The following is a 20147-nucleotide window of genomic DNA, read 5'->3' as shown; positions in this document are numbered from 1 at the left end:
CGCGTACCTGGAGGGTCGGGTCAGCGGCGGGGGCGGCGGTGCAGGCGGCGGGCGACGTCGAGCAGGGCCGCGCGCAGGGTTTCGTCGTCGACCCCGGCGAAGTGCGGCGCGCCGCCTGCCATCGCGATGCCGGTCAGGGTGACGACCGCGGTGATGTGCGCGGTGAGGTCGGCGTCGGGGCCGGCGAGGATGCCCAGCAGGTTTTCCTTGGTGTCCTCGTCGCCGCCGTCGAAGAAGGACTTCTCGATGGCACGGCTGATGCCCGGGTCGCTGGAGAACAGCGCGACGAGCGCGCGGTGCCGCACGACGAGGTCGACGAACCCGTCGAGCAGGTAGTCGACCTGGGCGCCCCGGCGCCGGAGCCGCGCCGCCTCGGTGATGATGCGGGTGAGCTCCTTCAGCGCGGGTTCGACGACCGCCTCGGTGATCTCGTCCTTCGCCTTGAAGTGGTAGTACACCGCGGCCTTGGTGACGCCGAGCGCGTCCGCGATCATCTGCAGCGACGTGCCCTCGACACCGTGTTCGGTGAACAGCTTCAGCGCCGTCCGCAGCAGTCGCGCCCGGGTGTCCCCGGCCGGGCCTGCGGTCATCGTGTCCTCCCCTGCTGGTGCCCGGCGGGGCCTCCGCGCCCCGCCCAGCCGGCCGACCCTATTCCAGCACTTGCCGATCGGCAAACCATGCACTAGCCGTGCGGCTAGTCACATACTTGCCGATCGGCTTGTCGCGTCCTAGCCGATCGGCTAGCTTCGAGGTAACTACTTCGAGTGAAAATCCCGTGACTGGCCCACCGCTTGGATCGAATGGAGTTCGGCTCGTGGCGACCTTCCTCTACCGGCTCGGCAGGCTGTCGTTCCGGCGACGTGTCCTCGTCTCCACCGTCTGGGCCGTGGTGCTGGTCGCGCTCGGTATCGGCGCGCTGACGCTGTCCGGCAGCCTGTCGAGCTCGGTGACCATCCCCGGCACCGAATCACAGCGGGCCGCCGACCAGCTGGCCGAGCGGTTCCCGCAGGCCGCGGCGGGCGGCGGCACCGCGCGCGTGGTCGTCGCCGCGCCGCCGGGTCACACGGTCGTCGACGAGCAGGGCAAGGCCGCCGTCGAAGCCGTCGTCGCGAAGCTCAAGGCCGCGCCGAAGGTCGCCGCGGTCGCGGACCCGTACCAGCTGGGCGCGATCGCGCCGGAGCGGCACGACGTCGCCCTCGTGCAGGTCAGCTACGCGATCAAGGGCTTCGAACTCACCGACGCCGAACGCCAGGCGCTGCTCGACTCCGCGGCGCCTGCCCGGCAGGCCGGGTACCAGGTCGAGTTCGGCGGGGACGCCGTGCAGGGCGTCCCCGCCACCGACGCGACCGAGGGCATCGGCGTCGCGATCGCCGCGGTGGTCCTGATCATCACGTTCGGCTCGCTGGTCGCGGCGGGGATCCCGCTGCTGACCGCGCTGATCGGCGTCGGGATCGGCATGGCGGGCGTCATGCTCGCCTCGGGATTCCTCGAACTGAACTCCAACACCCCGGTGCTGGCGCTGATGATCGGGCTCGCCGTCGGTATCGACTACGCGCTGTTCATCGTGTCGCGCTACCGGCACGAACTGGCCGAGGGCCGGGATCCGGAGGAAGCGGCCGGGCGGGCCACCGGGACCGCCGGGTCCGCGGTGGTGTTCGCCGGGCTGACGGTGATCATCGCGCTGGCCGGGTTGACCGTGGTCGGCATCCCGTTCCTCGGCGAAATGGGCGTCGCGGCGGCGATCACCGTGGCGATCGCGGTCCTCATCGCGTTGACGCTGCTGCCCGCCGTGCTCGGCTTCGCCGGGCGCCGGGTGGCAGGCGGCCGGATCCGGTTGCGCCGCAAGCCGTCCGCGCGGACGCACGGCGAGCGCTGGGCGCGGTTCGTCGCGCGGTACCGGATCCCGGTGCTGGTCCTCGCGCTGGCCGGGCTGGCCGTGGTCGCGCTGCCCGCCGCGTCGATGCAGCTCGGCCTGCCCAACGACAGCACCGCGGCGCCGGACTCGACCCAGCGCAAGGCGTACGACCTGGTCAGCCGCAGCTTCGGCGAGGGCGCGAACGGGCCGCTCGTGGTCGTGGTGGACACCAGCGCCAGCCGTAACCCCGAGGAAGCGGTCAAGCAGGCCACCGAAAGCCTCGCGCTGCCCGACGTCGCCGTGGTGAGCCCGCCGAAGACGAACCCGGTCACCGCCACCACGCTGCTGACCGTGATCCCGAAGAGCGGCCCCGGCAGCACCCAGACCGAGGACCTGGTCTCGGCGATCCGCGACCGCGGCGCGGCACTGCACGACCGCACCGGCGCACAGCTCATGGTGACCGGGCAGACGGCGGCGAACATCGACGTCTCGGCGAAGCTGGCCGACGCGATGCTGCCCTACCTCGCGCTGATCGTCGGGCTGGCGTTCATCCTGCTGATGCTGGTGTTCCGCTCGGTCGTGGTGCCGCTCAAGGCGACGCTGGGCTTCCTCGGCTCGGTGATCGCGACCTTCGGCGCCGTGGTCGCGGTGTTCCAGTGGGGCTGGCTCACCGACCTGCTCGGGGTGAAGACGACCGGGCCGATCATGAGCATGCTGCCGATCCTGCTCATCGGTGTCCTTTTCGGACTCGCGATGGACTACCAGGTGTTCCTGGTGACGCGGATGCGCGAGGAGCACGTGCACGGCGCCGACCCGCAGGAGGCGATGGTCACCGGGTTCCGGCACGGTTCCCGCGTGGTGGTCGCGGCCGCGCTGATCATGATCAGCGTGTTCGCCGGGTTCGTGCTCGCAGAGTCCTCGCTGATCCAGTCGATCGGGTTCGCGCTGGCCTTCGGGGTGCTGGTGGACGCGTTCGTGGTGCGGATGACGATCGTGCCCGCGGTGATGTCGCTGCTCGGGCGCGGCGCGTGGTGGCTGCCGAAGTGGCTCGGCCGGATCCTGCCGAACGTCGACGTCGAGGGTGAGAAGCTCACCAAGCACCTCGACGAGGACCGCGGGGACGGCGGGCGCGAACTGGTCGGAGCCGGTCCGCGACGGTGACAAGCCGCCGCCGGGCGGTCAGACTCTACCCATGGACGACGACCCGGCGGCACCGCACGGCAGGGGAAACGGGAAGGACCACCCGGGGGAAACCGACAAGCCCCACCCCAAGCTCGCCGTCGAGTCCGGGGAGATCTTCGGGCGGCTCAGCCCGGCGCCGCCGGTCATCGGCGAACTCGACGAGGCGCCCCCGGTCGTCGACGGCGGCGAGGTCTGCGCCCGCTCGATGCCGGTCTCGATCTACCTGGACGAGAACAGGGACACCGCACGCGTCCAGGACGCGGTCGAAGCGCTGATCCGCGCGGCGGGCGGCGAGGTCGTCGCGCGGGACGAACCGGTCATCGGGTCGTGGTTCCGGCGGCTGCGCGCGAAGTTCCGGACCGTGACCGCCTCGCCGCTGGGCACCGAAGCCAAGCTGCTCGGCGCGCACGCGCTGGAGTCCCGGCTGGTGCACAGCACCGACGCGACGGTGACCGCGACGATGATGCAGAACCTGGCTCCCGTGCTGAGTTCGCTCCAGCCGTTCACCAACGCCGTGGTCCGGGTCGGCGCGCTGCTGATCGTCAAGGCCGAAGGCGAGCTGATGGTGCACCAGCTGACCGCCGCCCAGCAGCTCGCGCTCGACCACCGGCCCGAACTGCTGAAGTCGCCGAGGGACATCCTGTGCGCACTCGGACTCGCCGGGGAACCGGCGCCACTGCCCGCCGGCGAGCCGCGTCCGGTACTGCGGTCCGAAAAGGACTGACGCGGCTCAGCGGCCGGTAACGGCGCCGTAGCGTTCCAGGGCCACCTGACGCTCGGCCGCGTGGTCGACCATCGGCTCCGGATAGTCCTCGGGCCGCTCGCGGAGTTTGTGCACGGCCTTGCCGGACACCTCCCGCAGCTCCGGCACGTAGGCGCGGACGTAGTCGCCGGACGGGTCGAACTTCTCCCCCTGCGTGAGCGGGTTGAAGATCCGGAAGTACGGCGCGGCGTCGGTGCCGCACCCGGCGACCCACTGCCAGTTGAGCTGGTTGGAGGCGAGGTCGCCGTCGACGAGGTGGCGCATGAAGTGCCGCGCGCCCCAGCGCCACGGCAGATGCAGATCCTTGACCAGGAAGCTCGCGACGACCATGCGGACGCGGTTGTGCATCCAGCCTTCGGCGAGCAGCTGGCGCATCCCGGCGTCGACGATCGGGTAGCCGGTGCGTCCCTCGCACCACTGCTCGAACGCGACCTGCGCGGCTTTTCCGGTGTCGCAGGGCATCGCGTCGAAGCGCCGGTCGTAGTTCCGCCGGGCGGTCTCGGGCCGGTGGAACAACACGTCGGCGTGGAACTCGCGCCAGCACAGCTCCCCGCGCAGCGCCTCGGCGCCGGGCCGGGTGTCCCCGTCGAGATCGGCCAGCAGCGTCCTCGGGTGCACGCAACCCCAGCGCAGGTACGGCGAAAGCCGGGTCGTGCCCGGCAGATCCGGCCGGTCCCGGTCCTCGTGGTAGGTCTCGACGCCGTCGCCGAGGAACGCGTCCCACACCCGGAGCGCGGCCTCCTCCCCCGGTTCGGGCAGCGTCATGCCCTCCGGTGCCGGCACCTCCGGCAGCGACACGGACCCGCGCGGTTCCAACCAGTCCACAAGGGACGGTCCGGTGTCGGCGGGACGCCGCCAGCCGTGCCGTCCCCACGCGCGGCGGAAGGGGGTGAACACGCGGTACGGGTCACCGTCCGGCTTGGTCACCCTGCCCGGCTTCACGGCATACGGCGAACCGGTCTCGACCCACTCGATTCCGTGCTCCGCCAAGGCTTTCGCGACCTCGGCGTCGCGGCGGCGGCCATACGGCGCGGTGTCCGCGCTGACGTGCACCGCGCTCGCGCCGATCGCGCGGGCGGCCTTCACGACCTCGGTGGCGGGCTCACCCTCGACGACCATGAGCCTGCCGCCCAGCTGCTCGTCCAGCGCGCGCAGGCAGCCGAGCAGGAACGCCACGCGCGGCGAACCGGCGGGCCGGATCAGCGCGTCGTCGAGCACGTACAGCGCGAGCACCCGGTCGCCGTGTTCCGCCGCGGCCAGCAGCGCGGCGTGGTCACCCAGCCGAAGGTCGCGGCGGAACCACAGGACGACCGGTGCTCGTGTCATTCCCCTAGCTTGCCAGCCAGGCGATCGCGCCGCCGATCGCGAGCAGCGCGGCGACGCCGAGCACCCCGGCCATGAACTTCGCGGTCTTCCACGTCGAGTAGACGCCGCCGATGAGGAATCCGCCGAGCGCGAGCAGCAGGACCGCGACGATTTCCTTGCTCACAGCACGCCTTTCGTGGACGGGATGCCGCCGGCGCGCGGGTCCGGCTCGGTCGCGGCACGCAGCGCGCGGGCGACGGCCTTGTACTGCGCCTCGGCGATGTGGTGCGGGTCGCGGCCGTGAATCACCCGGACGTGCAGCGCGAGCTGCGCGTGGAACGACAGCGAGTCGAACACGTGGCGGGTCAGCACGAACGGATAATTCCCGCCGATGGTGAAGGTGTTGAACTGCTCCGGCTCGCCGACGTGCACGCAGTACGGACGGCCGGAGACGTCGATCGCGGCGTGCGCGAGGGTTTCGTCCATCGGGATCCACGCGTCGCCGAAGCGCCGGATGCCGCTCTTGTCGCCGAGGGCCTGGCGCAGCGCCTGGCCGAGCACGATCGCGGTGTCCTCGACCGTGTGGTGGGCGTCGATGTGCACGTCGCCGCTCGCCTCGATCTTGAGGTCCATGCTGCTGTGCACGCCCAGCGCGGTCAGCATGTGATCGTAGAAGGGCACGCCGGTCGAGATCTCGACCTGACCCGTGCCGTCCAGGTCCAGCTGGACCAGGATGGCCGACTCCTTGGTGGTGCGTTCCACCTTGCCTACGCGTGTCATCGTGAGATTTCCTTGCTCGCCTCGAGGAAGGCGTCGTTCTCTTCCGGCGTCCCGATGGTCACCCGCAGGTGCCCCTCGATGCCGACGTCCCTGATCAGCACGCCGTGGTCCACATAGGACTTCCAGCTCGCGGGCGCGTCCGCGAACCGTCCGAAGAGGACGAAGTTCGCGTCGCTGGGCACCGGGGTGAAACCCAGCCCCAGCAGGGATTCCACCACCCTGTCCCGTTCGGCGGCCAGCTTGTGCACCGACGCGAGGGTGGCGTCGGCGTGCCGCAGCGCGGCCCGCGCTGCCGCCTGGGTGAGCTTCGAGAGGTGATACGGAAGCCGCACCAGCTGCAACGCGTCGATGATCGCGGGCGCGGCGGCGAGGTAGCCCAGCCGCCCGCCCGCGAAGGCGAACGCCTTGCTCATCGTGCGCGACACGATCAGCCGCGCCGGGAACTCCGCGAGCAGCTCGACCGCGCTCGGCTGCGAGGAGAACTCCGCGTACGCCTCGTCGACGACGACGATGCCCGGCGCCGCCTCCAGCACGCCGCGCAGCCCGTCCAGCGGGATCGAGCCGCCGGTCGGGTTGTTCGGGCTGGTCACGAACACGATGTCCGGCCGCCGCTCGCGGACCACCCGCGCGGCGGCCTCGGTGTCGAGGCTGAAGTCCGCGCGGCGCGGTGCCGGCACCCAGTCGGTGCGCGTCCCGGCCGAGATGATCGGGTGCATCGAGTACGACGGCTCGAAGCCCAGCGCGGTGCGACCCGGGCCACCGAAGGCCTGCAGGATCTGCTGGAGCACCTCGTTGGACCCGTTGGCTGCCCACAGGTTCGCCCCGGACAGCACGACACGGGTGGACACGCTCAGGTAATCGGCCAGATCCTCCCGCAGCGCGACCGCGTCGCGGTCGGGGTAGCGGTGCAGCGACTCGACCTCGCGGCGGACCGCCTCGGCCACGTCGGCGACCAGCTCGGGCGGCGGCGGATACGGGTTTTCGTTGGTGTTGAGCCGGATCGGCACGTCCAGCTGCGGCGCGCCGTAGGGCGACCCGCCACGCAGATCCTCGCGCAGCGGCAGCTGCTCCAGGGTGATCTCCTCGCCGACGGTCATCGGGCCTCACCTCCGAACCGGGCCGTGACGGCCTCGCCGTGCGCGGGCAGGTCCTCGGCGTTGGCCAGCGCGACCACGCGCGGGGCGATCTCGCGCAGCGCCTGCTCGGAGTAGTCCACGACGTGGATGCCCTTGAGGAAACTCTGCACCGAAAGGCCCGAGGAGTGGCGGGCGAACCCGCCGGTGGGCAGCACGTGGTTCGACCCGGCGCAGTAGTCACCGAGCGACACCGGGGCGTACGCGCCGACGAAGATCGCGCCCGCGTTGCGGACCTTGGCCGCGTCCTCGCGCGCGTTCTCCGTCTGGACCTCCAGGTGCTCGGCGGCGTAGGCGTCCACGACCCGGATCCCGTCGTCCACTGTGGACACCAGGATGACGCCGGATTGCCTGCCGCCCAGCGCCTCGGCGACCCGTTCGGCGTGCTTGGTGGCCGCGACGCGCGTCGCGAGTTCCTTCTCCACCGCGTCGGCCAGCTCCTCCGACGTCGTGACGAGCACGCTCGCCGCGAGCGGGTCGTGCTCGGCCTGGCTGATCAGGTCGGCCGCGACGTGCACCGGGTCGGCGGTCCCGTCGGCGAGGATGGCGATCTCGGTGGGCCCGGCCTCGGCGTCAATGCCGATCAGGCCACGCAGGAGCCGCTTGGCGGCGGTGAGGTAGATGTTGCCCGGCCCGGTCACGATGTCGACCGGGGTCAGCTCGGCGCCGTCGGTGTCGGTGCCGCCGTAGGCCAGCAGCGCCACGGCCTGCGCCCCGCCTGCCGCCCACACCTCGTCGACGCCCAGCAGCCGGGCGGCGGCGAGGATGGTCGGGTGCGGCAGCCCGCCGAACGCGGCCTGCGGCGGCGAGCACAGCACCAGCGAGCCGACGCCCGCGATCTGCGCCGGGACGACGTTCATCACCACGGTCGAGGGATACACCGCGAGCCCGCCCGGCGCGTACAGCCCGACGCGCTCGACGGGCACCCAGCGCTCGGTGACCGTGCCGCCCTCGACCACGGTGGTCGTGACGTCCTGGCGGCGCTGTCCGGTGTGGACCGCGCGGGCACGGGCGATGGACTCCTCCAGCGCGGCGCGCACCTGCGGGTCCAGCTCGTCGAGGGCCTTGGCCAGCTCCGCTGCCGGGACCCGCACCGCGGCCGGGCGCACCTTGTCGAAGCGTTCGGTGTACTCGAGCACCGCCTCGACCCCGCGCTCCCGGACGGCCTCGACCACCGGGCGCACGTGATGCAGCGCCGCGTCCACGTCGTATTCGGCGCGAGGCAGCGTGGCGCGCAGTTCGGCGGCGGTCGGGACCTGCCCGCGCAGGTCGGTGCGGTTCAACATGGACTCCAGGGTACGAGGTGGCCGCGAGCCGCCCGGCAGGGATACTCGGTGGTGCCCCGCGAGCCCCGGAGAGACGAGGAGACGCCGTGCCGCGTATCGGGTTGTGCCAGATCGGTTCCGGCGACGATCCGGGCGCGAACCTGGATCTCGTGCGCGCCGGGGTCACGGCCGCGCGGGAGGGCGGCGCCGAGGTCGTGGTGTTCCCGGAGGCGACGATGGCCCGGTTCGGGCGGCCGCTGGGCCCGGTCGCCGAGCCGCTGGACGGCCCGTGGGCGAGCGCGGTGGCGGCGCTGGCCGCCGAGCACGACGTGGTCGTGGTGGCCGGGATGTTCACCCCGGCCGACGACGGGCGCGTCCGCAACACGGTGCTCGTCACCGGCGGTGGGCACCATCTCGGCTACCACAAGATCCACCTGTACGACGCGTTCGGCTTCGCCGAGTCCGACACCGTCGCGCCCGGGACGAAACCGGTCACCTTCGACGTCGGCGGGACCGTCTTCGGCGTCGCCACCTGCTACGACGTCCGTTTCCCGGAGCTGTTCCGCGCGCTGGCCGACGACGGCGCGGACGTCGTCGTGGTGCCGGCCTCGTGGGGCGCGGGCGAGGGCAAGCGCGAGCAGTGGGAGGTGCTGGTGCGGGCCCGCGCGCTGGACTCGGGCTGCTGGGTGCTCGGCTGCGGGCAGGCCGACCCGGCGGCGAGCGGGATCGAGGTGAACCCGAACGCGCCGACCGGGATCGGGTACTCGACGGTGTCCGACGGCTTCGGCCGGGTGCGGGCCCAGTTGGGCGCCGGACCGGAGACGGTGGTCGTGGACGTCGAGGAGGCGGTCGCGGCGAAGGCGCGTGAGGCCACCGGAGCGCTGGCGAACCGGCGGCTGTGACTCAATTCGCTCGCGGCGCGGCGGACCGGTCGGCGAAGATGCCACCGTGAGCTGGGTCGCGAACATGATGATGTCGGTCGCCCTCGATGACAACCGTCAGGCCGAGGCGCTGAGCGAGTGGCTGCGGACGCAGGCGCCGCTGCGGGACGGCAGGCCGGGCCGGGGCTGCGGCTTCCTCGCCGAGACCACCGGCCAGGACTCCCAGTGGGGCGGCTGGAAGTACCCGGAATGCGTGGTCTGGGCGGGCGCGCTCAACCATGCCGACCTGGACGCGCTGCTCGACCGGGTCGGGCGGCTCCCGTGGCGGCAGCCCAACCAGGTCCAGGTCTTCCTGATGGATCAGGAGGAGTCGTTCTTCCGGCTCTGGATGTTCCGCGACGGAACGCTCCGGCAGTTCGCGCCCGCCACACCGGACGAAGAGGATCCGGACTTCTACGCGTCCGCCTAGCGCGGTGTGCCGTCAACGGCACAACCGGGCCGAAAGTGCAGCCATTGTGGACTTTCCGACCTTTCTCGGTCAGCGGGGACGGTGCCGCTGGTATGCCGTTCGCATGAGCAGGAGGCGGTCGGCAGCACCGCGCTTTCCCGCATGACCGGGACCCACGTCTACCGCTATCCGCGCTCGTCCGCGCTGGACCTGCCGAGCGGACGTCTCCGGCTGGAGACCGCGGGCGGCACCACGCTCGCCGGTCCGTCCGCCAGTCCCCGGTTCTTCACGGGTTTCCTCACCAGCCCGGCGATCGCCGCGCGCGGGCTCCAGGCGATCGCGCAGGTCGCCAGGGCCGACCACCGCCTCCCGGCCCGGTCGTCGTGGCTGGACCCGGTGGTCACCTGCGGCGGCGACCGGCCCGCGCTGCGCGAGCTGGCGGCGGCGGGTGCGGGGCCGCAGGTGTGGGAGATGCTGGCCGCCGGGCTGCCCTACGCCGTGGCACCCGCGGCGGAGAAGCCCGCCAACCGGCTGGCCGATCTGCTGGCGCTGGCGGTGGAACTGGCCGGGCAGGCCGAAATCCGCGAGCCCCTGCCCGAACTGGACGCGCTGGCCGACCGGAACGGCTCCAGCCAGCTGGCCGTACAGGCCCGGCGGCTGCGCCAGGCGCTGGCCTCGTGATGCGTCCGGATCCTCGCCCTCACGCCGCTTTAGCGCAGCAGGCCTTCGCGGATGGCGACGCGGACGAACCCGGCGCGCCGCCGTTCCCCGGTCTTGTCCCTGATTCTGTCCAAATAGGACCGGACGGTCCGGACGCTGATGTTCAGGATCTCCGCGACGTCGACGTCCCGTTCACCGGCCGCGACCAGCCGCAGCACCTGCTTTTCCCGCTCCGACAACACGATCTTCGGCCCGGCGTGCCGATCGTCGCTGTCCTGGATGATCATCCCGGCGAGTGTCGGCGACACGTACGCGTTGTCCTCGGCGATGGTGCGGATGGCCCGCAGCAGTTCGTCGCCGTCGACGTCCTTGGACAGGAAACCCTTCGCGCCCGCCTGCATCGCGCCCAGTACCTCGGGCTGTTCGGCGTGCGCGGACACCACGAGCACCTTGTGCCCCATGTGCCCCACCTCCAGCACGGCCGCCGCGTCCGCGACACCGCGCAGCTTGAGGTCGAGCACGACGACACTGCCCGGAGGCTGCTGCTGCACCGCGAACCGCGCCACCGAGTCGGCGACGGCACCGAGTTCGATGTCGGGTGCCTCGGTGAGCACCCGCGCGACGGCGTCGCGGTAGAGCGGGTGGTCCTCGATCACCGCGACCTGGATGCGGTCGCCCTCGGAGGTCACGCCGGTCACCGCCCTGCCGGACGCCGCGGCGCGCCGGACGGCCCGACGAGCCCGCGCCGGATCGCCTCCTTCACCAGGTCGGGCCGCCGCCGGTACCCGGTCTTGTCGCGGACCCGGTCGAGATAGCCGCGGACGGTGCGCACGCCGATGTCCAGGATGGTCGCGATGTCGATGTCCCGCTCGCCCGCCGCGACGAGCCGCAGGACCTGTTCCTCCCGGCGGGACAGCTCCGCGTCGGGGCCCACCGCGGGCCGGTCGGTGTTGTCCTTGATGATCATCCCGGCCACCACCGCGGAGACGTACGCGCCACCCTCGGCGACCGTCCGGATGGCGATGAGCAGCTCGTCGATGTCGACGTCCTTGGACAGGAAACCCTTGGCCCCGGCCGCGATCGCGCCGAGCACCTGCTCGGACTCCGCCTGCGCCGACACGACGAGGACGTGGTGCCCGAGCTCGCACACCTCCAGCACCGCGGCGGCACCGGCGACCCCGGGCAGCCCGAGGTCGAGCAGCACGACGCTGCCCGGCGGCTGGCGGTGCACGTGGAAGCGGGCGACCGAGTCCACGACGGCACCCAGCTCGATGCCCCCGGCCTCGGCGAGCACCCGTTCCACCGACCGCCGGTACAGCGGGTGGTCCTCGATCACCGCGACCCGGATCCGCGTGCTGCCCGCGGTCTCCGCCGTCCCGCCCGGTCGTTCGTCCGTCATCTGCAAGACTCGCTCACCCCGTTCCACCCGAGGGCACCGCCTGCCCGGCCGCGGCCGGGTCCAGCGCGGGTCCCGTCGGCATCAGTGCCAGCAAACCACTGGAAACCGGTTGGCGGGCTACGGAACCGTAACCGAGCGACGCCAGCGCCTTGGCGTCCGCCACCGGGTACTTCAATCCCATCTCGGTCACCACGTAGACCGTCCCCGAACCGGCCTCGGCGACCACCGCGCCGCCGGCGGGCGGCACGAAAACCTGGTCGGCCACGCGCGCGTCGGCGCGGGCGGGCACCCCGATCGCCCGTGCGCCGCGCGGCAGCGGGACGTCGGCGGAGACCACGACGCGGCCGTCCTGCGCGCACAGGGTCACCGAGGTACCGCTGATCGCCGCCTTCCCCGGAATGCGGTCGGGGTAGCCCGCCGGGTCGGCGCCGCCGGAGCGTGGTTCGCCCGCCTTCCGCACCGCGGCGACGTCGGCGGCCTTCACCGGGACCGGCGCCGGGCGCCCGGGATAGGCGCGCGCGTTCTCCGCGGTGGTGACCACGAGGCTCGCCTGGGTCTGGCCGATCGGTTCGAGGCCCTCGCGCCGGACGAGGTAGTAGGAGGTGTTTTCGGCCGCGGAGGCCATCGCGTCGACGACGGAGAGCACCTCGCCGACGCGGGTCGCGGTGCCGCCGACCCGCGGTCCCGGCGCCCCGGCGTCGGCGACCGGGATCGCGCCGAGGTCGCGTCCGGCCGGGACGGTGTCGATCCAGCGCGCCGAGACCGCGATCGTCGGATAGCTGTCGAACTGGAGCGCGGTGGCGGCCTCGGGGCTGAGCCGGAACCGGCGGCCCGCGGTGATCAGGTACTGGTCACCGGCCGGGATCCGGACGATGACACCCTGGTCGCGCGGCAGTTCGGTGCCGGTGACGGGCACGCCGAGCACGACCGCGGTGAGCGGTTCGGCGGACGCCGGGGCGTCGGTGGTGGTCCGGCTGCAGCTGATCCACGGCGTCGTGACCAGCGCGGCCGCGGCGGGCAGCGAGTCGGGGGCGCCGGGGATGCCGATCTGCGTACCCCGCGGCGCGGTGCCGAGCTTCTTCGCCGGGACCGACACCGTGGCGTCGCCGTTGCCGCCGGCCAGCAGCCGCGCGGAGGCGTAGTTGAGCACCGGGTGCAGGGCGCCGTCCTGGCCGAGGACGTAGCGCGCGCCGGTGCCCTCCTCGACGATCACCTTCCCGCCGGCGAGCCAGTCCTTGCCGCCGGACGGGTTGAGCAGGCCGATCACCCCGACCACCGCCGTGACCAGCAGCGCCACCGCGAGCCCGAGCACGGTGCCCAGCACGAGACGACGGCTGGGCGAGACCGGGTGATTGGCGTCGGCGGCGACGAGCGCGGACACCAGCCTGCGGCGGAGGAACTGGTACGCCTGGATCTGGTCCCGCTGCGTCCACACGCTTCCCAAGACCCCCGGTCGTCCTCGATCGCCCCTTGCCGAGGCGCCGATGCTAAGCGTGGGTCCGCCCGGATGACGAGGGTAATTTTTACGCCCACGCGCGCACGCGGAAGGACTAGCGTCGCCCTGCCGGTCCGGGTAAGGGAGGGAACGCCGTGTCCGCCGACGCCGTAGCCGCTGCACCCGCCGAAACCGCGCCCGCCACACCACCGGGGGCTCATCGCCCGCCGCCGCGGTCCGGCCCCGCCGGGTCCGCGCCGTTGCCGTGGCTGCTGCCGATCCGGCCGTTGCAGGCCGCCGTGTGGGAGATCGCCGGGATCGCGGTGCTCGTCGTGTTCGCGCTCCCCGGGGTCGCCCAGCCGGTGCGGATCACCGTCGCGTCCGTCGCGGCGGTGCTGGTGGCCGTGACCTCGGTGCGGTTCGCGGGCAAGCACGCCGCGGGCTGGGCGCTCACCTGGCTCGGATACCGGTTGCGCCGGCACGACGACCGCCGCGACAGCCCGGACCCGCTGCACGTGATCGCCGGTCCGGTACGGGTGCGCCAGCACGTCGACCGGGCCGGGAACCGGTTCGGCGTGGCCGAAATCGACGACGGCTGGAGCGCGATCGTGCGGCTCACGCCGGGGCCGGGAACGCCGTCACCGGAGGCACTCGTGGACATCCTACGGGACCGGTTCCGGGACGCCGCGATCCCGCTGTCCAGCGCGCAGCTACTGACCTGGGCGGTGCCGCGCGAGGACGGCCCGGTGCTCCGGGTGCGCTGGCTGACCGTGCGGTACCGGCCCGAGGAGGCGCCGATCGCGGCGCTGGCCAGGGGCGGCGGTGAGCTGGGAGCCCTGCGCAGCACGGCGTGCGCGGCGCTGGGGCTGATGGGCGCGCTGGCCGAGGCCGGGTACGTCAGCACCGTGCTCGAAGCCGGGGAACTGGCGAAGGAACTGCGTGTCGCGCTGGGTGTCCGGCGTGAACCGGACTCGCCGGAGATCCCCGCCGCCGACGGCTGGGGCGCCTGGCAGTGGGGCGAGTCGGCGCAGGCCTGCTTCACCCCGCGCTCGGCACGGGGACTGGCGCGGACGCTGGACTTCTCGGCCACCGGCGCGGCGTTCACCGCGACGTCGTATACGCTGCGGCGGACCCCGGGGGGCCGGGAACGCGCCGACGTCACCATCCGCGTCGGCGCCCGGCCCGGTTCGCCGGTGCCGTCGCTGACCGGGGTCTCGGCGGTCCCGCTGTACGGACGGCACGCCTCCGCCGTCCGCCGCACCCTGCCCCTGGCGCTGGAACACTGAAACGGTCCGTGGGGGCCTCCTTGAGGGACCTAGAGTCCCTCAAGGAGGCCCCCACGGACCTTCGGGAAAGCTCAGCCGCTGACGAGGTCGTAGACCCCGGCGATCACGCCGGCGAACGGGATGAGCGCGAGCAGGGTGAGGAACTCGGTGACGTCGAGCAGCCGCGACCAGTACGGCGAACGCACCCCGCGCGCCACCCGCGTCGCGTAGACGAGGCACACGATCGCCGCGAGCACGACCGCGAACCCGGCGGCGAACACCGCGGTCCGCTGCCCGCTCGCGGCGAGCCACACGCCGGCCGTGACGAGCGTGAGCACGCCGAAGCCGAGGAGGACGAGCCGCTGCGCGCGGCCGGCGTAGGAGCGCGACCGCAGGATCCAGGCGAGCCCGAGCAGTCCGGCCAGCCCCGCCTCCCACGGCCCGCCCGCACCGGCGAGCACCACGCCACCGGCCAGCACCACCAGGCCCAGCGCGACCAGCAACCCGGTCAGCAGCGCCTGCGCCCGCGTGGTCCGGCCGACCATGTCCGCGCCGAGTGAGGGCTGTTCGTTGGCACGGAAGGAATCCATGTCGTCGGGCACCCGCGGCAGCGGGAGCCGTCCGAGACGCAGTGCGAGCATCGGCGCCACCGAAGCCAGCGCGGTCGCGAGCACCGCGACGACCGACGCGGCGGCCACCGGGCGGACGTCGCCGACCAGGACCACTCCGGTGGTGAGCGCGCCGAGCCCCGCCGCGCCGATGATCGCCACGAACCACGGCAGCCGGTCGGCGACCGACACCGCGGCGAGCACGCCGTACACCGTCACCGCCGCGAGCCCGGCGGCGAGGGGCCCCGCCGACAGCGAGAACAGCGGGTGCGGCGGCAGGATCGACATCCCGGCCAGCAGCGCCACCCCGGCCCCGGCGAACGCGCCGGCCGCGCCCGCCTCGGCGTCGCCGTAGGCCCGGCTGAGCGCGCCGCCGCCGAGCAGCAGCACCAGGGCGAGCAGCCCGGTCCCGACCGGGGCGAGCACGCTGCCCGCCGCCGCGGACTGCACCAGCAGCCCGCCCGCGAGCAGCAGCACGAACGCGGCCACGATGCCGGCGCGGCGGGCCACCGCGGGTCCCCAGCCGCCACGCGTGTCCGCGACGCTGGCGATGGAGTCCACGACGTCGTCGAACAGCAGCGGACCCCGCGGGCGTTCCCGCGGGGTCAGGTGCAGCACCTCGCCGTCGCGGACCTGGGCCGCGGCGACAGTCAGGCCGAGCGCGAGCGGGGCCCCGCCGAGGCGGGACAGCACCCAGCCCGGATGCTCGGCCGAAGCCTGTCCCGACGCGCCCGCCAGCCGCACCAGCTGCGGGACCAGCTCGGCGAACGTGCTCTGCTGCGGCAGGGCGACGTCGACGCGTGCCCGTGGCGTCACCACCGTGACGCGCCGGGTCGTCCCCGAGATGGCCGGGACGCTCGGCGCGCTCACGTCCGCACCGCCGGAAGCGGAAGGACGCCTTGAGTGCGTTGGGCGCGCCGAAACCGAGGGACGCCCTGGGCGCGTTGGGCGCACCGAGGGACGCCCTCGTCGCCCCCACCGCACCGAAGGCGTCCCTCGGTGCGTCCGCCGCCGCTCATCCGACCGCCTTGGCGGCCTCGATCACCGGCGCGAACTTGGCGCTGGAGGTCTCGGCCAGCTTCTGCAGCCCCGCGTTCACCGCCTCCAGCACGATCTCCGACAGGTTGCGCGCGTCGTACTCGCGGATCGCGCGCGGGTCGATGTCGATCGAGGTGAAGCGGCCGTCGCCCCGCAGCACGACCGTGACCTCGTTCTGCCGCGAGTGGGCCTTGACCTCCATCGCCTCGACGGTGCGCTGAATGCGCTGGACCTCTTCGGTCTGCCTGCGCACCTGCGCGAGCAGCTCGTCCATGTCCGGCGCCGCGTACGGGTCGGTCACTGCGTTTCTCCTTCTGTGTGTCGCACGTGGACACTGCCCACGAACCGCTGGAAATCCCCGGTGAGTGCCCGCGCGTCCTCGGGCGTGGCCGTGCAGGCCAGTTCCAGCACGATCCGGCCGGCCGGTTCCGCGCCGGGCACCGTGAGGTGCACCTGGGTCTGCACGAGGTCGAGGCCCTCGCCGGTCCGCAGCCGCAGCACCTGGGTCATCCCGGGCGCGGCCTGCCCGCCGACCGGACGGCGGCTGAGCACCTCCAGCCCGGCCACGGTGCGGCCGAGCCCTTCGACGGCCTCCTCGGCGATCTCGGCGATCGACGCCGGATCGGGCCGCTGCCGCACACCCACGGTGATGTTGGCGGTGAACTCCCCGCCTGGCCCGGACCGCACCGCGACGAACGCCGCGCCCTCCGCGCCTACCTGCCCGGGATCCACCGGCGTCCAGCCGTCCGGGACGTCGAAGCCGAGCGGCAGGGTGGTCACGGCGGTCACCACGAGCTCACCGCGGAAACCGCGTCGTCCCAGGCGGATCCGACCGCGTCGGCGGCCTCGCCCGCCGCCGAGCCCACGGCGTCGACCGCCGCGCCGCCGTATTCGCCGATGGTGTCGGCCATCTTGGGCAGGTCGATGTCGATCTTGGCGCCGACGCCCGCGCCGAGGCCGAGCGCGACCCCGGCCTTGAAGTTCACCTTGAGGTGCCCGGACTCGTACACGGCCTGGCCGTCCAGCTGGGCACCGAGTCCATATTGGAGGGTCCCGTTCGCGCCAACGCCAAGGCCCGCGACGTCGGCGGCGACCTCGCCCTCGACCTTGCCGCCGACGAAGGCGTTGGCGTGCAGCCCGACACCGTGCGCGCCGCCCTGCAGCGAGCCGCCGATCTCACCGCCGGCGAACGCCGTGCCCTTCGCGTGCGCTTCGGCGACGCCCCATTCGCCCTTCAGCTCGCTCTCTTCGCGCAGCGCGGCGAGTTCGGCGTGCCCGGACGCCTTCACGTCCCAGCCCTGCGACGAGATCTTCGCGTCCCATCCCGGCGTGAAGCCGTCCTGCTCGTGGGCCCACTTCGCGTAGGTGATCTCGGTGTTGCGGAAAGCCTTGTCGCGTAAGCCTTCCGGCTCGGGCTGCCCGAACGGGGTGTCGGCCTTCCTCGGCGCGCGGGTGCCCTGGAGACCGTCCCAGGTGAGTTTCTTCCAGCCGGAGTTCCCGAACCAGGAGTAGGCCGCCGTGCGCGGCCGGGAGCGGCCGTCCAGCGGTTCGCCGTTGAGCCAGTGCAGCGCGCCGGATCCCCACTTGCCGAGCTCGTGTTCGAGTCTGCCCGGCCGTTCGGGCGGGAACAGCCCGGCGAGCGCGTCGTCCGCCTCGTCGGCGATCTGCCGCGCCGCCGTCACCGCCTGCTCGCCGAAGTCCCGTGCCGCGGTGAGGAACGCGCTCACGGCGCCGGGGCTGACCGCGCGGGACTGGGCGGTCAGCAGGGCCGCGTACTGGTCGAACCGCGCGAGGATCGCGTCCACCGCCGAGGCCGCCGAGCGGAACAGCTGGGCGGCAACGGAAAGCCGCTTCGCCTGATCGTCCAATTCGGACGCGACGGCCGTCAGGTCGGCGCTCAGTTCCCGCGCGGCTGCCGCGAACGCGGTGTAGGCCGCGCCTTCCCAGTCCGCGTTCAGCGCCCGCGCGGAGTCCCCGATCGCAGTGGCCCGCCCCGAAATCGTCGAGGCCCGCGCGGCACACCGCTGGGCCGAGGCGGACAGGGCACCGGGGTCGCCGGTCACCCGACGGCGGTATTCCACCAGCACGCGCCGGTAGGCCGAGAGCACGGAACCGACCGCCCCCGACGCGTCGACGACCCCGGAGCCCCACATCGTCAGCGGCCCTTCACCGGTGAGTCGGCGCCCGAGTCGATGTCGACATGTTGCTCGAAGTGCTTGCCGTCGTAGGTCATGTCGATATCGATGTCGATGTCCTTGCCGCCCGGCGCCTCGATCACCGACTGGCCGGTGGACAGGTCGGTGCGGATGACGACCTCGTTCGCCCCGCCGGGCGCGGGCGAGGGCGCCGGGACGCTCGGCGGGGTGGCCGGGCGGTCCACCGGGATCCAGCTGTTCGACGCGTCCACGCCGCCGTGGCCCCAGGCTCCCGAGGACGCGCCGCCCCCGGAGAGCGCGGGCGGCTGGTACTGGGTGAACGACGGCTGCGTCGGGATCGCCGCGCCACCCCCGGAACCGGCACCACCACCGGCGCCACCGCCGGAGCCGCCGATCGCCTGCTGGCCCGTCTCGCTGGCCACCGGCGGCGGCAGCTGCGGTGCGGTGACCGGCTTGCCCGCCACCGCGGCGTTGCCCGCGGATCCCGCGCCCGCCCCGGAATCGTGGTGGCCGAACAGCTTCTCGATCTCCCCGATGATCTGCGCGAGCTGGGTGACCTGGTTGGCGAGGTCGACCACGCCCAGTGCCTTGAGCAGCGCGCCGATCGCGGTGATGAACGCCCGCAGCGAGGCGCTCGTCGCCGTCGACAGCGCCACCGCGGCGCCGTAGGTCCACCAGTTCGACATCAGCGCGGCGACGGTCGGGTTCACCGCCGAGACCACCGCCCGGTATGCCTCCTGCGCGGCCTTGATCAGGGTGCCGGACACCCCGAGCAGTTCGGCGCCCTTCTGCACCACGCCGACGATCTTGGTCAGCTGGTCCAGCGAGTCGGTGATCTTCTTGATCGCCGACTCCGAGGCCGAACCCGACCAGATCTTGCCGAGCTGCTCGGCCGCCTTGTGTAGGTCGTTATACAGGGACAGGAACTCGTTGGCCTTGCGCAGCATGTCGAGCACGTGCTTGGCGATCTGCTCCGGCTGGCCGGTGACGATCTGCGGCAGCACGGTGATCGGCCCGCCGGAGGACGCGGTGGCGTCCATCGCGCTGGAGTTGGGGAAAGTCAGCATCGGACCTCACTTAGGGAACGGCCGGGGGAGGAAGGTCAAACGGAGGCGGGCCGGTACACGCTGAGCTTCGCCAGACCGTGTGTCCCGGCGTCGACGAGACCGTGGTTGTAGAGCTGCCCGCCGTCACCGGCTACGCCGATGACCGGGGCGCGGTCGGCGGCCAGCAACGGCTCGACCACGACGACGTCGCCGCTCTGCACGCCGCCCGGCACGTCGCCGAAGCTGCGCGCGGTGCCCGCGTACACCTCGATCAGCCCGGCCCGCGCCTGGTTGTCGGCGTCGCGGGCGAGCCAGTCGTTGAAGTCGGCGACCCCGTGGAAGCGGGCGTCGGTGATCGGGTGGTGCCCGAGCTGGCCCAGCTGGGCGTCGCCGAGGTAGCGCAGCACGTTGCCCACCGAGCCGGGTTCGCCGGTGGCGCCCGCGCTGTCGTTGATGGCGAGGGTGGCCAGCTCCGCCGCGTGCGAGTTGCCCCAGATCGACGTGCCCGTCGTCGCGCCGCCACCGGGCGCGTGGCCACCGCCGTAGCCGCCCGCGACCGCCTCGTCGGCGGCCTGGTAGGCGTCGGCGCTGTCCTTGACCAGGTTGTTGATCTGTTGCAGCAACTGCAACAGCGTGCGCACGGCGGTGATCTGGCTGCTGTGCAGCGCCGCGTTCGCCGCCGCGACCGCGCTGCCGAAGGAGGCGAAGGACGTCGGCTGGACGATCATGCGCTCCAGGTCGGCGACGGCGTTGATGCCGTGGGCGATGATGCCGCCGACGTTGCCGACGGCCGAGCGCATGGCCTCGGGTTCGGCCCGGTACTCGCCCGTGCTGACCATGGCCCTCCTTCCCGCTGGGTTGTGCTGACGAGCAGGTTAAGTTCGCTCTCGCGGGCGGGCGGACGGCAAAAGTACCCACCAGCACGGCG

General features: G+C 72.9%; 21 protein-coding genes. 6 read left to right on the top strand and 15 right to left on the bottom strand.

From position 1 onward, the window contains the following. Nucleotides 1-20: 20 nt before the first annotated feature. Nucleotides 21-590, bottom strand: a complete 570-nt coding sequence (locus tag ABD987_RS33710; protein WP_345403528.1) for a TetR/AcrR family transcriptional regulator — start codon at nt 588-590, stop codon at nt 21-23. Nucleotides 591-814: 224 nt separating this feature from the next. Between ABD987_RS33710 and ABD987_RS33705 the strand changes: the two genes are divergently transcribed. Together ABD987_RS33705 and ABD987_RS33700 are read left to right on the top strand one after the other, a co-directional pair. Then, a complete protein-coding gene (locus ABD987_RS33705) occupies nt 815-3016 on the top strand; it encodes an MMPL family transporter (protein ID WP_345403525.1) in 2202 nt (733 codons plus the stop codon). A gap of 31 nt (nt 3017-3047) precedes the next feature. After that, complete coding sequence (locus ABD987_RS33700; protein WP_345403522.1) at nt 3048-3761, top strand: hypothetical protein; 714 nt, start codon at nt 3048-3050, stop codon at nt 3759-3761. Between the two features lie 6 nt (nt 3762-3767). Here ABD987_RS33700 and ABD987_RS33695 read toward each other — a convergent pair whose 3' ends face one another. Genes ABD987_RS33695 through hisD form a run of 5 tightly spaced genes read right to left on the bottom strand, consistent with a single transcriptional unit; the run spans nt 3768 to nt 8304 of the window. Then, nucleotides 3768-5126, bottom strand: a complete 1359-nt coding sequence (locus tag ABD987_RS33695; RefSeq protein ID WP_345403519.1) for a cryptochrome/photolyase family protein — start codon at nt 5124-5126, stop codon at nt 3768-3770. Between the two features lie 4 nt (nt 5127-5130). Further along, nucleotides 5131-5289: a hypothetical protein gene (locus ABD987_RS33690; protein WP_345403516.1), complete on the bottom strand. Its 159-nt coding sequence runs from the start codon at nt 5287-5289 to the stop codon at nt 5131-5133. After that, nucleotides 5286-5885, bottom strand: coding sequence for an imidazoleglycerol-phosphate dehydratase HisB (gene hisB / locus ABD987_RS33685; protein WP_345403513.1), 600 nt, complete (start codon nt 5883-5885; stop codon nt 5286-5288). The genes ABD987_RS33690 and hisB overlap by 4 nt, the downstream gene beginning before the upstream one ends. Further along, nucleotides 5882-6982 (bottom strand): histidinol-phosphate transaminase, encoded by a 1101-nt coding sequence (locus ABD987_RS33680; protein ID WP_345403510.1) that lies wholly within the window; start codon nt 6980-6982, stop codon nt 5882-5884. The genes hisB and ABD987_RS33680 overlap by 4 nt, the downstream gene beginning before the upstream one ends. Beyond that, nucleotides 6979-8304, bottom strand: coding sequence for a histidinol dehydrogenase (gene hisD / locus ABD987_RS33675; RefSeq protein ID WP_345403507.1), 1326 nt, complete (start codon nt 8302-8304; stop codon nt 6979-6981). Before hisD ends, ABD987_RS33680 begins: the two co-directional genes overlap by 4 nt. A gap of 86 nt (nt 8305-8390) precedes the next feature. Between hisD and ABD987_RS33670 the strand changes: the two genes are divergently transcribed. From ABD987_RS33670 to ABD987_RS33660, 3 genes are all read left to right on the top strand, one after another. Next, the gene (locus tag ABD987_RS33670; protein ID WP_345403503.1) at nt 8391-9185 is read left to right on the top strand and encodes a carbon-nitrogen hydrolase family protein; all 795 of its coding nucleotides are present in this window, start codon (nt 8391-8393) and stop codon (nt 9183-9185) included. A gap of 46 nt (nt 9186-9231) precedes the next feature. After that, nucleotides 9232-9633 carry a hypothetical protein gene (locus ABD987_RS33665; RefSeq protein ID WP_345403500.1) on the top strand — a complete coding sequence of 134 codons (402 nt, stop codon included), beginning with the start codon at nt 9232-9234 and terminating at the stop codon, nt 9631-9633. Nucleotides 9634-9774: 141 nt separating this feature from the next. Continuing rightward, nucleotides 9775-10293 (top strand): hypothetical protein, encoded by a 519-nt coding sequence (locus ABD987_RS33660; RefSeq protein WP_345403497.1) that lies wholly within the window; start codon nt 9775-9777, stop codon nt 10291-10293. Between the two features lie 29 nt (nt 10294-10322). On the opposite strand, the gene ABD987_RS33655 is transcribed toward ABD987_RS33660, so the two are convergent. The 3 genes from ABD987_RS33655 to eccB are packed head-to-tail and all read right to left on the bottom strand — an operon-like array spanning nt 10323 to nt 13106. Beyond that, nucleotides 10323-10961, bottom strand: a complete 639-nt coding sequence (locus tag ABD987_RS33655) for a response regulator (RefSeq protein WP_345403494.1) — start codon at nt 10959-10961, stop codon at nt 10323-10325. A 5-nt stretch (nt 10962-10966) separates the two neighbouring features. Continuing rightward, nucleotides 10967-11671: a response regulator gene (locus ABD987_RS33650; RefSeq protein WP_345403491.1), complete on the bottom strand. Its 705-nt coding sequence runs from the start codon at nt 11669-11671 to the stop codon at nt 10967-10969. A gap of 13 nt (nt 11672-11684) precedes the next feature. Further along, nucleotides 11685-13106 (bottom strand): type VII secretion protein EccB, encoded by a 1422-nt coding sequence (gene eccB / locus ABD987_RS33645; RefSeq protein WP_345404000.1) that lies wholly within the window; start codon nt 13104-13106, stop codon nt 11685-11687. Between the two features lie 155 nt (nt 13107-13261). On the opposite strand from eccB, the gene ABD987_RS33640 reads away from it, so the two are divergent. Next, nucleotides 13262-14392: a type VII secretion protein EccE gene (locus tag ABD987_RS33640; RefSeq protein WP_345403489.1), complete on the top strand. Its 1131-nt coding sequence runs from the start codon at nt 13262-13264 to the stop codon at nt 14390-14392. Between the two features lie 71 nt (nt 14393-14463). Here the strand turns inward: ABD987_RS33640 and eccD are convergent, their stop codons facing one another. The 6 genes from eccD to ABD987_RS33610 form a co-directional block, all read right to left on the bottom strand. Beyond that, a complete protein-coding gene (eccD, locus tag ABD987_RS33635) occupies nt 14464-15849 on the bottom strand; it encodes a type VII secretion integral membrane protein EccD (protein ID WP_345403486.1) in 1386 nt (461 codons plus the stop codon). Between the two features lie 145 nt (nt 15850-15994). After that, nucleotides 15995-16318: a YbaB/EbfC family nucleoid-associated protein gene (locus tag ABD987_RS33630; RefSeq protein ID WP_345403483.1), complete on the bottom strand. Its 324-nt coding sequence runs from the start codon at nt 16316-16318 to the stop codon at nt 15995-15997. Next, nucleotides 16315-16797, bottom strand: a complete 483-nt coding sequence (locus tag ABD987_RS33625; RefSeq protein WP_345403480.1) for a hypothetical protein — start codon at nt 16795-16797, stop codon at nt 16315-16317. Before ABD987_RS33625 ends, ABD987_RS33630 begins: the two co-directional genes overlap by 4 nt. Before the next feature lie 5 nt (nt 16798-16802). Next, nucleotides 16803-18170, bottom strand: coding sequence for a WXG100 family type VII secretion target (locus tag ABD987_RS33620; protein WP_345403477.1), 1368 nt, complete (start codon nt 18168-18170; stop codon nt 16803-16805). A gap of 2 nt (nt 18171-18172) precedes the next feature. Further along, entirely contained in the window at nt 18173-19240 is a 1068-nt protein-coding gene (locus tag ABD987_RS33615; RefSeq protein WP_345403474.1) for a WXG100 family type VII secretion target, read from the bottom strand. Between the two features lie 35 nt (nt 19241-19275). Further along, entirely contained in the window at nt 19276-20058 is a 783-nt protein-coding gene (locus ABD987_RS33610) for a WXG100 family type VII secretion target (RefSeq protein WP_345403471.1), read from the bottom strand. Nucleotides 20059-20147: the final 89 nt, after the last annotated feature.

The sequence above is a fragment of the Amycolatopsis samaneae genome (genome assembly GCF_039541975.1).
GTDB lineage: Bacteria > Actinomycetota > Actinomycetes > Mycobacteriales > Pseudonocardiaceae > Amycolatopsis > Amycolatopsis samaneae.
This window is presented reverse-complemented; position numbering and strand designations above follow the sequence as displayed.

What these genes read in the sequence shown, in the direction of transcription:
- ABD987_RS33680 (WP_345403510.1), bottom strand. Translation starts at nt 6,982, where the DNA reads ATGACCGTCGGCGAGGAGATCACCCTGGAGCAGCTGCCGCTGCGCGAG.
- ABD987_RS33710 (WP_345403528.1), bottom strand. Translation starts at nt 590, where the DNA reads ATGACCGCAGGCCCGGCCGGGGACACCCGGGCGCGACTGCTGCGGACG.
- ABD987_RS33620 (WP_345403477.1), bottom strand. Translation starts at nt 18,170, where the DNA reads ATGTGGGGCTCCGGGGTCGTCGACGCGTCGGGGGCGGTCGGTTCCGTG.
- ABD987_RS33700 (WP_345403522.1), top strand. Translation starts at nt 3,048, where the DNA reads ATGGACGACGACCCGGCGGCACCGCACGGCAGGGGAAACGGGAAGGAC.
- ABD987_RS33695 (WP_345403519.1), bottom strand. Translation starts at nt 5,126, where the DNA reads ATGACACGAGCACCGGTCGTCCTGTGGTTCCGCCGCGACCTTCGGCTG.
- ABD987_RS33610 (WP_345403471.1), bottom strand. Translation starts at nt 20,058, where the DNA reads ATGGTCAGCACGGGCGAGTACCGGGCCGAACCCGAGGCCATGCGCTCG.
- hisB (WP_345403513.1), bottom strand. Translation starts at nt 5,885, where the DNA reads ATGACACGCGTAGGCAAGGTGGAACGCACCACCAAGGAGTCGGCCATC.
- hisD (WP_345403507.1), bottom strand. Translation starts at nt 8,304, where the DNA reads ATGTTGAACCGCACCGACCTGCGCGGGCAGGTCCCGACCGCCGCCGAA.
- ABD987_RS33615 (WP_345403474.1), bottom strand. Translation starts at nt 19,240, where the DNA reads ATGCTGACTTTCCCCAACTCCAGCGCGATGGACGCCACCGCGTCCTCC.
- ABD987_RS33660 (WP_345403497.1), top strand. Translation starts at nt 9,775, where the DNA reads ATGACCGGGACCCACGTCTACCGCTATCCGCGCTCGTCCGCGCTGGAC.
- ABD987_RS33650 (WP_345403491.1), bottom strand. Translation starts at nt 11,671, where the DNA reads ATGACGGACGAACGACCGGGCGGGACGGCGGAGACCGCGGGCAGCACG.